Annotated in this window: 9 protein-coding genes and 1 pseudogene; 3 read left to right on the top strand and 7 right to left on the bottom strand. The window is 34.2% G+C overall.

The features are described 5' to 3' along the window. From AMQ68_RS07565 to porU, 3 genes and pseudogenes are all read right to left on the bottom strand, one after another. Positions 1-2186, bottom strand: a pseudogene (locus AMQ68_RS07565) (hypothetical protein); the annotation flags it as partial. Positions 2187-2489: 303 nt separating this feature from the next. Further along, positions 2490-3653 (bottom strand): type IX secretion system outer membrane channel protein PorV, encoded by a 1164-nt coding sequence (gene porV / locus AMQ68_RS07560; RefSeq protein ID WP_054509957.1) that lies wholly within the window; start codon positions 3651-3653, stop codon positions 2490-2492. A 59-nt stretch (positions 3654-3712) separates the two neighbouring features. Further along, positions 3713-7612, bottom strand: coding sequence for a type IX secretion system sortase PorU (porU, locus tag AMQ68_RS07555; protein ID WP_054509956.1), 3900 nt, complete (start codon positions 7610-7612; stop codon positions 3713-3715). Between the two features lie 165 nt (positions 7613-7777). Here porU and gldJ point away from each other — a divergent pair, with 165 nt between their 5' ends. Further along, positions 7778-9379, top strand: coding sequence for a gliding motility lipoprotein GldJ (gene gldJ, locus AMQ68_RS07550; protein WP_054509955.1), 1602 nt, complete (start codon positions 7778-7780; stop codon positions 9377-9379). 155 nt (positions 9380-9534) lie between these two features. Further along, positions 9535-10806: a UDP-N-acetylmuramoyl-tripeptide--D-alanyl-D-alanine ligase gene (gene murF / locus AMQ68_RS07545; RefSeq protein WP_054509954.1), complete on the top strand. Its 1272-nt coding sequence runs from the start codon at positions 9535-9537 to the stop codon at positions 10804-10806. Here the strand turns inward: murF and AMQ68_RS07540 are convergent. Beyond that, positions 10799-11410 carry an NUDIX hydrolase gene (locus AMQ68_RS07540; protein ID WP_054509953.1) on the bottom strand — a complete coding sequence of 204 codons (612 nt, stop codon included), beginning with the start codon at positions 11408-11410 and terminating at the stop codon, positions 10799-10801. The genes murF and AMQ68_RS07540 overlap by 8 nt on opposite strands. A gap of 36 nt (positions 11411-11446) precedes the next feature. Here AMQ68_RS07540 and AMQ68_RS07535 point away from each other — a divergent pair, with 36 nt between their 5' ends. Next, positions 11447-11836 (top strand): hypothetical protein, encoded by a 390-nt coding sequence (locus AMQ68_RS07535; protein ID WP_054509952.1) that lies wholly within the window; start codon positions 11447-11449, stop codon positions 11834-11836. A gap of 31 nt (positions 11837-11867) precedes the next feature. Here the strand turns inward: AMQ68_RS07535 and AMQ68_RS07530 are convergent, their stop codons facing one another. From AMQ68_RS07530 to AMQ68_RS07520, 3 genes are read right to left on the bottom strand one after another with little or no spacing between them, the layout of a single operon-like run. Then, positions 11868-12911: an anhydro-N-acetylmuramic acid kinase gene (locus AMQ68_RS07530; protein WP_054509951.1), complete on the bottom strand. Its 1044-nt coding sequence runs from the start codon at positions 12909-12911 to the stop codon at positions 11868-11870. A 9-nt stretch (positions 12912-12920) separates the two neighbouring features. Beyond that, the gene (gene lptC, locus AMQ68_RS07525) at positions 12921-13511 is read right to left on the bottom strand and encodes an LPS export ABC transporter periplasmic protein LptC (protein WP_054509950.1); all 591 of its coding nucleotides are present in this window, start codon (positions 13509-13511) and stop codon (positions 12921-12923) included. Position 13512: 1 nt separating this feature from the next. After that, positions 13513-14808 carry a hypothetical protein gene (locus AMQ68_RS07520; RefSeq protein ID WP_054509949.1) on the bottom strand — a complete coding sequence of 432 codons (1296 nt, stop codon included), beginning with the start codon at positions 14806-14808 and terminating at the stop codon, positions 13513-13515. Positions 14809-14942: the final 134 nt, after the last annotated feature.

Genomic DNA, 14942 nt, shown 5'->3' with positions numbered 1-14942 from the left:
AGGGTATAAGTTCCGCCTGCATTTACTACAGGATTTAAAGTATTTCCCCCTGATACAATATTTCCCCCTGCTGTAGCTGTCCATAGGAAAGTAGCTCCTGGTTGATATACAGATGCCGTAGCATCCAGTGTTATTTCAGTTACCAGACAGGTAATGGTCTGTGAAGGAGGTAATATGTTGACAATGATAATAGGATCCATGGCAACGGTTACCGATTGTTGATACTGGCATCCTAAAGCTGTTGTTAGGGTAACGGAATAAATACCGGGAGCTGTCACCGTATTTGTAGGTCCTGTGGTTCCATTAGACCATAAGAATGTGTTTCCGGTTCCGTTAGCAGTTGCGGTTAGGATCGTAGAATCACCTTCACAAAATAGGAGGTTACCTGTTATTTGCAGATTTGGATCTATTTGTTTAAGAATAGCAATAGAAACCGGTGTACTTATACAGGTACCGTTGTTATTGGTTAAGGTATAGGTTCCCTCATTTGAAACGGTAATGGTTTGTGTTGTTTCTCCTGTGGACCAAACGTTTCCTGTAGGTAAATTTGAAGTTAGCGTTACGGGATTATCATTACAAATTACATTGGCAGATGCTGTAATTACCGGAACAGGATTCGGATTTATGTTGAGTTGAAGTTCGGCGATGCTATAGCATGAACTCGAGCTTACCCTTACATAAAGAGTTGTATTTGCAGAAGTATATGCAGAAGGATTAGCAATATTATTTGTATTTCCTGCTATAGCATCTGCTTGGTTGGTGTAGTAGGTAAAACTTACCCCGGGAGTTATACTCATATCAGCTTGCGCTGAAGTAAGATCAAATATTGTTGTAGAATCACTGGAACAGATACTGATCTCAGAGTTTGTTGCAACGATATTTTGATTGATTATTAATTGGAGTTCAGCAATATTGAAACAACCGGATGTAGATAATACCCGTACATAAATTGTAGTATTTGCAGAGGTGTAAGATGTAGGAGTTGCAATGGTATTTGCATTTCCGAGCATAGCGTCAGCTTGATTTGTATAGTATGCAAAGGTTACTCCGGGAGTTGTACTAATATCAGCTTGTGTAGAAGTGAGATCAAAAATATCAGTTGTAGAATCTGAACATAAGCTTATACTTGTATTTTGGACTACAGGAACTAGGCCTTGTGTGACAATGACAGATTTTTGATATGTACAGCCCGCAACTGTAGTTACTGTTGCGGTATAGGTACCCGGATTACTGACTATAATAGTATTTCCTGTTTCTCCTGTTGACCACGAATAGGTATTTCCTGTTCCGTTGGCTAAGGCAGTAAGTTGCACAGGTTCTCCACATGTCGTTAAATCTCCTGTTATCTGTAAATTGGGATCCGGTTCTTCAGTTATTATAATAGATGCAGAGCCTCCATTAGTATGGGTTACGGTATATGTACCGGGAGTTGTTACTGTGATAGACGGGGTGGTTTCCCCAGTAGACCAAGTATTTCCTGAAGCTTGGTTTGAAGTTAAAGTAACGCTACCTCCAAAACAAATTGTTGTTGAAGAGCTTATGATTGTAGGAGGCTCTGGGATAATGCTATCTTTACATATTGCAAGTATTGATCCTGCGCGTCCTCCAGCTCCATGAAGGGTTAATGTAGTATAGGCATTGGGTGCATGGATTCTAAAATAACCACCACCTCCACCAGCAGGCGTGGCATTTAAGCCCGAAAGTAGTTCGTTACCAATAATGGTAGAATAACAGGAATTATTTGAAAAGATAGATACAGGGCCTCCATTTGAGTTGAAAATAAAATTTTCATTACCATTACTTTGACCCGAACCAGCTCCTCCTAAGACAATAATTAAGTCATTAACGGGTATGCTAAAGGTAAGAGTCAAAGACCAAGCATCTAATTGACCAACCAACATTGAGCCAGGGTTCATGGTAATTCCATTACAGGAGCTTGTGTAACCATTAACATAAGGTGCTACATCCCCTGTATAGGAGGAGGCTACTTGTATGTTATTAATCGTTACTACTCCGCTAATAGGAATATTGGCTGTGTTATTACAGGTAAGGATGTTCTCTTTTTTAAGAACTTGGGAAGAAATAGATTGGGGTTTATATCTAGGGGGCAGTATCAATAAAACAAACCAAATGAAGTAAGTAAATTGTACATTGAGTCTTAGCGAGGAGTTCGTTAATAATTTCATTCCGTTTTTGTGTAATTTTTCATATCCTAATAGTAGATTTTCCTATACTATTTTTTATAGGCTCTTCAAGTGTATTAGGAAAGATTATTTTATAACAAATATATAGGTAACGGAAAAAAAAGGGGATACTACCTATCTACTACAATTGGGCTAGTGTGTTGTAAACCATTGATATATGATCAATGATGAAGTAGAAATTCAGTAATTATGAAGTAGAAATACGTAGTGTTATATTGAAAATAAGTGGCAAAAAAAAGACTGTCTTACAAGTAGACAGTCTTTTAGAAAATGTGTTATATTTTATTAATTATCGGCATTAGATGTTTGATCACCAATGTTCCAGGTCAATCCGAAACGTAGTGTGTTATCTAAAGCAGTATTAATTTTAGACATATTAATTAGGTAAGAAATATCAAGTCCGAAAGAATTGTATTTTAAACCAATACCGGCAGTTGCAAACTGTCTAGCACCTTGCTCTTCGCTTTCGTGGAAATAACCTCCTCTTACTGCAAATGCATTGTTGTAAGAATATTCCAATGCTCCACTATACATGATACTGTTTGGGTTCTTGAAAGATTTACTGATACCATCTATTACACCAACGTTAGGTACTTTATACATTGGTTGTCTATTATTAGGATCAATTCCTACGAATTCAGAACCAGGAACTAAAAGCTTAGATCCTTCAACACTAAGTCCAATTCTGTTTACATCATCTAAATACATATCGTAACCAATACCTAATCTAGCCATTGTAGGAAGGTAAGATCTAGATTCTTCATTTCCTGTATAGTCTAATTTAGGACCTAAGTTCTGAATGGCAAGACCTGCGTTCAGTTTACCATCATATCCACCGAAACTTGAGAATTTAGGAGATGAATAGTAACTTGAAATATCTACTGCGAAAGAGTTTGCAGGCTTAAGCGTTGTATCTGTGTTGAATCCTCCGGCTAAGTCTGAACGAATAAATCTACCCGTTACAGCCATTGAGAAAGAATCTGAAAGTTTTAGACCGTACGCAACATCAATAGAGAATTCATTTGGCTTAGATGTACCCATAGAAGTCACTTCTGAACCTACTAACGAGGTAAGATCTACTTGTCCCATGTTGAAGTAATAAATACTCGCAGAGATGGTGGATCTTTCTTCCTGCCCTAGAAACTTATGAAATGCAGCATATAGTAAAAATACATCATTAGTAAGTTTTCCCATATAAGGTGTATAGTTGATACCTACGGAAGAACTTGACGTGCTAAAAGGATATTTTGCAGCATTCCAAAATTGAGAAAATGCATCAGGAGAGGTAACCACCCCTTGATCTCCCATACCTCCTGATCTCGCATCTGGCGCGATTCTTAAAAACGGAGCTCCGGTTAATACAGGTCTTACAAGACTTAAATCTTGAGAATACCCTAAAAAACCAGCACCTAACCCAATTCCTAAAAGCAGTTTAGTAGTTAAATTCATATGTTGTCTTTTATATATTATCAGTTTTTTGTTAATATTATTATCTATGTTATTTTAATTTATTTCAAAAGTACCATTTTTTCTACAGCTGTGGCACTTCCTTTGCATTTTTCTTGGTTTTGACTTTTTGCAAATATCTTAAAAATATACGTACCTTTTGCTACTGTTGACCCAAAATCGTCTCTTCCGTCCCATTCTATTGCCTGACGTGGTGTTCTAAAGCCCTGTAGGAAGGGTTCTGCAACAACTGGTTGTGATATTGTTTTTACTAATTTTCCTGTTATTGTGTAAATTTGAACGTTAACATCCAAAATATCATCGCAATTATGCTCAAACTGAACATAGGTTTTGTTGGTAAAAGGATTCGGCCAGTTTAATGGTCTGTTAATCACCAAGTGCTGATCGGCTTCATCCTTAACTTCAAAGTCTAACGTAGAGGTTGTCGAATTATTGTTTATGTCCCAAACTTTAAATGTTAATTGATGTTGACCAATCGCTAAATTTCTGAAAGGGTAGGTTACATTCCCTTTTTGATAGTCTGCTAAACTTGGGCTCAAACAACCATTTCCTTCCCCAGAAGAATAAAAATCATTTAATACAACAGTATTGATAATTTGACCGTCCAGGTATACAGTTATATCGTGACCAATACCAGATCCTGTAGAATTAATTCCTGTATCATCGGTAACACATGCCAACAACATTGGGCTCTGGTTGGTAATACCGCCATTAGCAAAGTTGGTGTTGTTCATGTATAGTTTTACTTTTGGAGGTTCGTTGTCATTAATCCCGTTAGGGTTAATATCTCCAACTTGTACCGCTTGGTTGTTGAATACATCCATCGTTTTATTGTCAGCATACCCTAAAATTCGTCCTTCTCCGATAGCATAGTTAATATCTTTTGGAACATAGAATTCTACTGTGAAAACTCCATTTACAGCAGTTCCAGATGCTTTTACAATAGCACTTCCTTCTTCTGTGTAATTAAGAACTGTAAGATTACCATCATTATTTAATGTATGCTTGTTTAATCTTTTATCAAAAATATTAATAACAACTCTTCCGTTGAAGCTGGTATTAACTGTTCCGTTTGTATTATTAATGTGTCCTTTTATTTTTACAAAATCCAATCCTCTGATTAATCCCGGAACTGGAGTATTAATATCATCAATAATTAATAATCTTTTAGGTCTGCTTAACTTCATAGCAGGATCACCAAGGAGATTTACTTTTAAATGATTAGAATTGGGACCTTTTATTTTTTTTGCATTTAAATGTGCATCTCCTAAAGAAAGGAAATCATCTCCTACCAATTTAAATATCTCTTTAGTATAAATATTGGTGAAATCTATACCGTAATCAATCGCTATAGCACGGCTTGATGTAATCATTGTTGAAACCCCACCTTGTTTTAGTTTAATAAACTGTTCACCAGCAGAAAATATTTCCGGATCATCCCATAACGTAAATTCACATGTTATCGTGGATACAAATGGAAACCTGCTGTAAACGTTAGAGAAATTATTTGAGTTTTGAATTTCATCCGTAGTTAATACTCTTTCCTGCGCCCAACCATTAATACCTCCGTGTCCGAAATAGAAAAGATATAAACTATTACCAATATCATTTGAAATAGCTTGGTTTACTTGCGGGTATCTTTGTCCTCCAGCTGTACTTTGTGCTTGAAATGCATCTAAATATAGCTTTCTTATATTATACTCTTTAAGAGTAGTAGAGCCGGTCTGTTCAAAAACATTTACCAACGCATTGTTCATTGTAGTGTGGAATGGTATAGGATTAGTAGGGCTTTCATTGTGATCATCATCCACTACAAAATCCAATTTCATACGCCATTCTCCAAAAGGACTAGATTGACCAGACAAGCTATTGTAATATGCCAATATTTTATCCATCATATTCCCTGCTTCTGTTGTATTGGCTGCAGGAATTCTTCCAATAGGTAAATCTGGAAGGTTACTCTCAATGCTAATGTAAGTTTGAGGTTTTGTCATGACAATATAATCATCTGTAATGAAAGAATTTACTACATCTCCAGAATTTTCACTTTCATAACCTGAAACTACATTAGAGTTGTTTGGGATTCTGTTTTTATAGTCATAAGATGCATCTCCTAATATAAATACATATTTTAATTTCCCGGTTGGTGTATTTAGTTTTGTTACAAAATCTCTAATGGCTGTAAGGTCTTTACTTCCACTTCCAAATTCGTTGTAAATTTTACTAATGTCTACGATCTGAACATTGAAGTTATTTTTTGTTTGATGGTAGTTGGCTAATCTTTGAGCCTGTCCCATTAACTGAGGAACAGTAAGAATTAAATAATCTACATTTTGTAATCCTGAAAGATCTTGATTAGTAATTCGCTCTACAAACTGAGGCGTAAAAGCTGCATCTGCTCTAAATGCGACAAACTCATTATTGAAATTTTGATCAGCAGTAATGTATCCAAAATTGAAATTAGTATTCCCAACTGCTTTATTTACTCTTCTGTTAGCATTCGTGATATCTGTAACATCCCATACTTGTTCCATTGCAGAGGTATTCGTTATACCAAAACCATAACCTGTGTTGGTGCCGCTTGCCAAAGAGAAATCTCTGAAACTCATTTGTGAACCATTAAAACTTAGATTTTCTTTATACTGTACCTCTACATAATCAAAGTAAAATGTTCCGTTAGGATTTACTGTAATGTTAGGAATAGCTTTAATGGTAATTTGATTACCGCTTAAGCCCGTTAATGTTCCTTCATATTTTATAGGAAAAAAGTCTGGGGCATTGTCAGCGATTGGAGCTGGGGTGATGGGATTCTGATTATTAATATTAAATGCAATACTATTTTTTTGAGATTTATAACCAATTACGCTAGTTCCGTATCTTATAAGATCTGAGCTTTGTATCGGCGAATTAGTGGTAAGAGTAATTGCTTTTTCCGTAATAAAAGGAGTATCTTCTACCCAAGTCCTTCCGAGCTTTAGTAAATTTTTCTGATCATTGTTGATGACCTGATACCCATCGTATCTTGTGATTAGGGTTGTATTAGGTAAGTTAGCATCTACAGATTGTACTCTTTTTCCTGGCCCTTTATCAAAATTGATATAATAATATGCGAAATCTTCGTAAATATTTTTAACATTGTTACTTCTGTCACTTCTTGTTTCTGCTCTTTTGAAACCATTCCCATTTCCATTGTTGTAAAGATTGTAGCCATTGGGACCTTGAGCATAAAACAAAGCATAATCATTGTCATTCCATACGCCGTCGTCTTCTCCTACCACTTGTATAGAATTTTCTTGTAGAGCACTATATTTTACATCCTGATTATATTCAGGAAGCATAATCCCTCCATTCCCATAAATTCTGAAATTTTTTGGGTTTACAGAAGATGGGTTGATTCCGTTATCTTGTAAAAATTGTTTTGTAATTTTAAAAATACCGGATTTGTCAACTTTTATTTTGTAAAAACCACCCGTTGCTAAAGGATTAGCAGTACTTCCTACTTTAGCAGCACTCCCAAAGTTATTAGGTAAAGATGTTTCTGAAATTTCAAATGATGATAATCTTTGAGCCCGTCCATTCACATTTTTAAATAAAGAGACGTTTATACCTGCGTATCTTTCACCTTCAAGATAGTAATAGGAAACGTCTTTAATTTCGTTGCTTGAAAATAACTCTTTATTTAAGTCAAATAACTCTTTGTTGGAAACATTTTCCCAAACTTGGTTAGAAATCTTCAGCTGTTTTTCTCCAACTTTTTGTTTGGTCGACATAAAAATGTTATTTCGACCATAAGAAAATCCTTCATTTTTGAAGTTGGGAAGATTCAATTTTGTGTCTCCAAAATTCTGAATTTTGGAACCATCCCAATCTATGGTCATTCTTTGAGCCCAAATCGTTGATACAAAGGATAATAAGAGTAAAAGCGTTAGTTTTTGTTTCATGTTTGATTTTGAAAATTCGAAATTACAAAATAAATGAAAATTTTAGAATTAAATTGCGATACAATAAAATTAATTTGTTAACGTTTTTCAAAAAAATCAAATCTTTACTTGATTTATTGAATAATTTATTTTTTCTTTGTACTTTGAAAATATTTATAATCGACTATGAAAAAACTAAAGTTGTTTTCATTAATAGCATTGAGTTCTACACTTGCATTAACCAGTTGTGGTGGGTCAGGTACCAGTAAAGGTGGTGGTACTAAAAAATTTGTCAGCAAGACAGGTTGGAAGCCAAACGAAAAACAGGGTTGGTTTTTTGCAGGAAAGCAACAGAAGCAGAAAGGTTGGCCAGGAATGGTATATGTAGAAGGTGGAACTTTTACAATGGGATTAGTGAAAGATGATGTTATGCACGATTGGAATAACTCGCCTCGCAGAATGCAGGTAAGTTCTTTCTTTATCGGAGAAACAGAAATTACTAATTATGAATACCGCGAATACCTTACATGGTTGAAGTATGTATTCCCTCCAAGCGATCCAAGCTTTAAGGAAATCTATAACGGTGCTTTACCGGATACCTTATTGTGGGATAACAAACTATCAAGAAACGATTTCAACGAAACGTATTTCCGTTCTCCTGAATTCGATTACTATCCGGTAGTAGGTGTATCTTGGACGCAGGCTAACAGATACTGTGAATGGTTGTCAGACAGAGCGAACGAAAAGGCTTTAATGCAAGCAGGAGTAATTGCTAAAGATTTATATATCAATGAATCTAATAACCAAGGAGGAACTGCATTTAACATGGATAAATTCAAGTCGAATGATCCGGAAATTCAGGGATACATTAACGAAAAAAGAATGCAGCAAAAAATTGGTATAAAAAGTACCAACCAAAGATTGCTTGCTGCAAACAGAGCTCCAAACGCTGCTATGGTTACGAAATTCAGACTTCCTACAGAAGTTGAATGGGAATATGCAGCTCTTGGTATGGCTAAAAATAGAGAATACAATCAATATAAAGGTAAAAAACCTGAAATTGAATTGCTAAGAGGTACTAAAGGAAAAGATAGAGGGATGTACCTTGAAAATTTCAAAATGGGTACTGGTGACTATTCAGGTATTGCAGGATGGAAAAATGACGGTGCTGCTAGAACAGCAGATGTTAGACAATATCCATCTAACGATTTAGGTATCTATGGTATGTACGGAAACGTTTCAGAATGGACTGCCGATGTTTACAGACCAATTATCGATGAAAACTTCAGTGATTTCAACTACTACAGAGGAAATATGCCTCAAGCTGTTGTGAAAAACGGAGATGGAACGTATAAGATGGTTGATGAGAGCAATATCAAGTATGATACTTTAGCTGATGGTAGATTAGTTTATAAAAACTTACCAGGTCAGTTTGAAAGAGAAACAGTTGCTGATTACAGAGACTACAGAGATGGTGACAGACAATCATCTTTAGAGTATAGAACTGCAAGTGATTCTGCTGCTGGTTTCGACATGTACAATTCTCCTAAAACAAGGTTTATTGTAAATGCTAACGGTAAAGTTGTATTACAAAAAGATACTAAGGACAGAACTTCTGCTATGAACAATGAAGTGAGAGTAGTAAAAGGAGGTTCTTGGCAGGATACAGCTTATTGGCTGGACCCAGGTCAAAGAAGATACAAAAACCAAGGAAAAGCATACGGATGGATCGGATTCCGTGTAGCACAAGATGCTAGAGCTAATGACAAGGCTAGAACTAGAAGATAATATTTATCAAAAATAATTTCAAAAACCTTCCAAACTATTGGAAGGTTTTTTTATTTTTGACCTATGAAATCGCTTTGGTTAAAAAATCTAAAATACTCACATAGATTTGGCGATTGCATGTGACCTCTTAAAAAAAAATATATATATATTTCCACATGAATATAGAACAGTTTTACTCTTTATTTTTACAATCTAATAGAATCACCATAGACAGCAGAAAAATAGGTGAGAATGATATCTTTTTTGCCTTTTCCGGAGAAAATTTCAATGGTGCTACTTTTGCTGAAAAAGCGATAGATCAAGGTGCTTTGGCGGTGATTGTTGAGCAAAAAGATTTTGAAAATAAAGATAAAAATATTTTCTTTGTTCCTTCTACATTAGAATTTTTACAAGAGTTGGCTATTCATCATAGAAATCAACTACAGATTCCTATAATCGGACTTACAGGAAGTAATGGGAAAACAACTACAAAAGAGATTATTCATGCTGTTCTTTCTGAAAAGTTTACTATTCAATATACGTATGGTAATCTGAATAACCATATTGGTGTTCCCTTAACGATACTTTCTATTAAACCTGAACATGAAATGGCCGTTATAGAAATGGGAGCCAATCATCAAAAGGAAATTGAGCTACTTTGTACCATTTCACAGCCTAATTTTGGATATATTACCAATTTTGGTAAAGCCCACTTAGAAGGTTTTGGAGGTTTTGAAGGAGTCATAAAAGGGAAGTCTGAACTGTATGATTATTTGAAAAATCATCATCAAACTATTTTAATTAATGAAAATGATTCAATTCAATTAGAGAAAACAGAAAACTATCAACCTAAAATTACTTTTGGAAAAGAAAATTCAGATTATAATTTTGAATCTTTTTCTGAAGAACATTTTGTAGGATTGTCTTACGGAGATAGCAAAGCATTATCTAAACTTACTGGAGAATATAATTTTACCAACCTTTGTGCTGCAGCGAGTTTAGGATTGCATTTTGGAATTGAGTTTGAAAAAATAAAACAAGCTATTGAGAGTTATACGCCAACCAATATGCGTTCTCAAATCGTTAAAAAAGAAGGTAAAACCTTGGTTCTTGATACCTATAATGCGAATCCAAGCTCTATGACCGCTTCTTTGCATAACTTCATTACTTTTGAAGGGTCAAAAACAATCATTATTGGTGATATGTTGGAACTAGGAGAGGAGAGTGAACATGAGCATCAAAATATAATGAAGTTGGCTCAGGATCTAGGTTTTAATGAGATAATAACAGTTGGAGCGCATTTTAAAAATGTGAATTCTTCAGCATCTGCTTTTTTGAATACAGCAGAATTAATAGAATATTTAAAACTGAATACTATTCAATCAGAAAATATTCTATTAAAAGCTTCAAGAGGGATTTCTCTGGAAAAAGCGATAGACTTTATTTAGCCTTCATATTCCAGAACTCTTTTACAATAAGTTCAATATTTTTAAAAGTACTTGGGAAAACTTCATTTTCTATTTGAGACGTGTTTTTCCAAGCTACTTCAGTAATACCTTCTTCAATTTGAGGTTTTGATGTATCTTCTCCAAAGAAATTCATTTCAAACCAATGGGTACATTTTAGAATTTTATCACCGTTTCTTTCAATATAAATATGGTAGGTGGTATTGATGAATTTCAACAGTTCAAGATCTGTCAGTCCTGTTTCTTCTTCAATTTCCCTTACAGCAGATTCTTCTCTGGATTCTCCTTTTTCCATTTTTCCTTTTGGAAGATCCCATTTACCTAATCTTTTGATGAAAAGCATGTCGCCATTTTCTTTATTTACAAGCCCGCCTGCAGCTTCAATAATTCTAAAAAGATTTTGAAATTCAGTCCAGATCTCCTCAATATTTTCGCCGAATATATTGAGTTCTTTTACAGATGTATTCTCCAAAATATCCAAAGCGATCTCTAAAGTTGAGAAACTTTCATAGCTAAGCTTTTTTTCGAGGTCTTCGGGTTGCTTAGACAGTAATAATTTTTTTTCGTTCACAAAAACTTTATACATTTGTAATAATTAAGAATTTAAATACAAAAATAAAAAATGAATTTAGAAGGACGAAAGATTATTGTCAATAAATCATCTAAAGAATTATCCGAAATACTAAAAACCCCTGAAAACTATAAAGAATTTATGCCGGATGGTCTTCAGAAATTTGAAACCAGAGAAGATGGCTTTAAATTCGGATTACAGGGAATGCCGGAAATTGCTTTAAAAATAGATGAAGTTACTGATCAGAAAGCGGTTTTGAAATCTGCTAGTTCAAGTTTAGATTTTACATTAACAGCTACTTTGAACCCAGTGAGTGAAAACCAAACGGAAGTACAGATGCTTTTTGAAGGAAAGTTTAATCCATTTATAAAAATGATGGTTGAAAAACCTTTACAAAACTTCATTAATACTTTGACGGATAAAATCGAAGCTTATAAATAATATAGAAAACCTTCAGAAATGGAGGTTTTTTTTATGCAATAATTCCGGAGCTGTGATCGTGTGAACTTCCCGTAGCAGAAGATAATACATTTATTTCGTTTTTGAGCTTTAAAACACCCATAAAAGCGAAGATCAGAGCTTCTTTATAATCTATGATCTCTTTTTCGGGAACGATGATTTCTGCTGTTGTTTTTTCTCTTATTTTTTCAATTAAATACGTATTGAAAGTTCCACCACCTGTAAAAAGGATGTTTTTTAATTGATGTTCATTAATAACATGAGAAATTTGTTGTGCTACATGTTCGGTGAAGGTCGCTAAAACATTTAAGGTCTCAATGTTTTCAAATAAAGGAAAAATATTTTTGTTACACCATTCAATCCCCAATGATTTTGGATGAGACTGTTTGTAAAAATCTAAAGAATTAAGTTGTTGTAACAATTCTTCATCAATATTTCCTGTTTTCGCTAAATCTCCATTTTCGTCGAAGCTTTTATTGAATTCTTGAACTAGTTTATTCAAAACAATATTAACAGGAGCGATATCAAAAGCAATTCTTTTATTGTTGATTCTTAAAGAAATATTAGAAAAGCCTCCTAAATTAAGGCATGCATTGTATTGAGAAAATAGCAATTCATCACCAATAGGAACTAAAGGAGCTCCATTTCCTCCCATCAAAACGTCTTGAGTTCGGAAATCATAAACAACAGGCAAGCCAGTTTGTATCTTGATAGCTCTTCCATCTCCGATTTGTAAGGTGAATTTTTTTTGAGGTTGATGAAAAACTGTGTGACCATGAGAAGCGATCATATCAATGTTTTTTAATTCAAATTTCTGAATGAAATCTTGGGTAAGTTTTCCCAAATAAAAACCATACTCTGAATGTAGTTCTAATAATTCTTCTGCAGAAAGATGAATTGAATTTCGAAGTTTATCTTCCCAATTTTTAGGATAAGGAATTGTTTCGGCCTGTATGATTTGAAAACTCCATGTTTTTCTTTTTTCGAATGTTGCATAGCAGATATCTAAACCATCTAAACTGGTCCCAGACATTAATCCTATGGCATGCAAAATCATAGCAGGTATTTATTTTTTAGATTCAGCTAGCTTTTTAGTGCTAAAGTTTCCTGAATTTTTATAGAAAGTATATTCGGAAAAGTCATCTTTTGCTGTCATCCCATTGGCTCCCACAAGGGTGGAACCGTCTTCCATTGTTACAAATACAGTATCATGAGTATAAATTCGATTCTTTCTCTGATCCCAAAAAATACTTTGCATGGCAAATTTTTGACCTTCATTCGTGGTAATTCTTACATTACCTTTTGCTTCGTAGAATTTTTTATATTCAAAAATTCGGGCATATTTTGCAGTGATTCTACCTGGAACTTTAGGTTTCTTCTTGTCGAAAAATTCAATGTTAATCCCTTTTTTAGCAACCGTATATGGGCTGTCTATCAATTCATATTTTTCAATAATAGGTGCTAAAGCCTTCATGCTTATAAAACCTGAATCTCTCTGAATAATTTTAGCGTTGTAAATGATTGTTGAAGGAAAATTTTTACTTTGAACGGTTTTATCTTTTGTAAGATCTTCTTCACAGGATGTCAATATAAAAAATATAGCACAACTTAAAAGGTATGCTATATTTTTATATGATCTGTTTTTAACAAACTTCATGTTAGTTATATAAAGTCTTTCTGAACCACTTATCAGCAAAGTTGAAACCTATTTTTAGGTTAATATAGTTTTGATTAATCAAGTTGTTCTTAAGTGTTCCTCTTTTTCCAACTTCCAAACCAAGTTCAAGACCACTCATTCTTGTTATGCTACTTGTTTTGAATGGAAATAATGCACCTGCAGAAATACCAAACTTGTTGATGTCGGTACCGGCAATCTGTAGACTTCCTTTTTCATAGAATGCACCATATCTGTAAACAACTCTTGAGAAATAATTTCTAAAGTTATTATAGTTAGGTAAATACCAACCTCCGGCAGAAATTCTATAAGAATCCTGTAAATCTAAACTACTTCCAAAATAAGAAATTGATTCTCCTTTTTTGTAATCTAGCTGACCAGAAAGGAACCATTTATTTTCTTCACCATATCCTACTCCCAAAGAAGCCTGTAACGGTAAAAGGTTTTTAGAACTTGTACTTTTTTGATCAATGATACTTTCTCCTGCTTTTACTTCTCCTGCTGTATAGTAATAGGTGCTGTTTTTATAATCAGTCATCATATTACTCGTGTTTCCAAAAGTAGTAGTTGCTCCAATGGTTAATTTACGATCGGAACGAGAATTTAGCTTTTGATAACTAGCTCCTAATGTAAAATTGAAGTTTTTAATATTATTCTTCGTTTCGTAACCATTGATTAATTCTGCATTATGATACCCTTGTGAGTTTGAATAAGCAAGTTCGTTGGTATCATAAAGATTCCCAAAATAGTAATTTGCTCTTGCTCCTACTGAGAACTGATCAGCTACTTTATAAGACAAGGCGATCTGAGCAGTATTCAATGTACCTGTTCCTCTGAATCTATTACCAATAACTGTTCCATCAGCCATTGTTTCAGTATTTAGGATATCGTAGCTCTTAGAACTGTATGGCTGGTAGGATAGTCCCATTTTTACCTTTGGTGACAAAGGAAAAGCCAATGAAATATTTGATAAATACGTAGAATGTTTTGTAGACTTCGTATTATTATAATCAGTTTTGAAATAATTATTTTCGTTGGTAGCTTCCAGTCTTATACTTGTAAGCTCGAAATTAGCATTATTTGCAGGGTTTGCGAAGTTGAAACTACTTGTAAAGTCACTTATATAAGCGGTGGAGATCCCTCCCATAGAAGCAGTTTCAATCGTATTATCATATTTTACATCTCCAATTCCGTAAGTTGCATAGGGCGAATTGCTCAAACTCTGCGCGTTAAGGAAATATCCAACTGATATGAATGATAGTACAAAGATTTTTTTCATTCTTTATTTTTAAAATAATGCGCAAATATCTTAAATATTAATGAATTGTAAAAGTTTCATGAGGTTAAAGTTTGTTAAGGGCCTATTTTTAGGTGAAAAATGCAATTTTTATTAAAGAAAATTCAAATTTTATT

Source organism: Chryseobacterium sp. ERMR1:04 (assembly GCF_001297705.1).
Lineage (GTDB): Bacteria > Bacteroidota > Bacteroidia > Flavobacteriales > Weeksellaceae > Chryseobacterium.
This window is presented reverse-complemented; position numbering and strand designations above follow the sequence as displayed.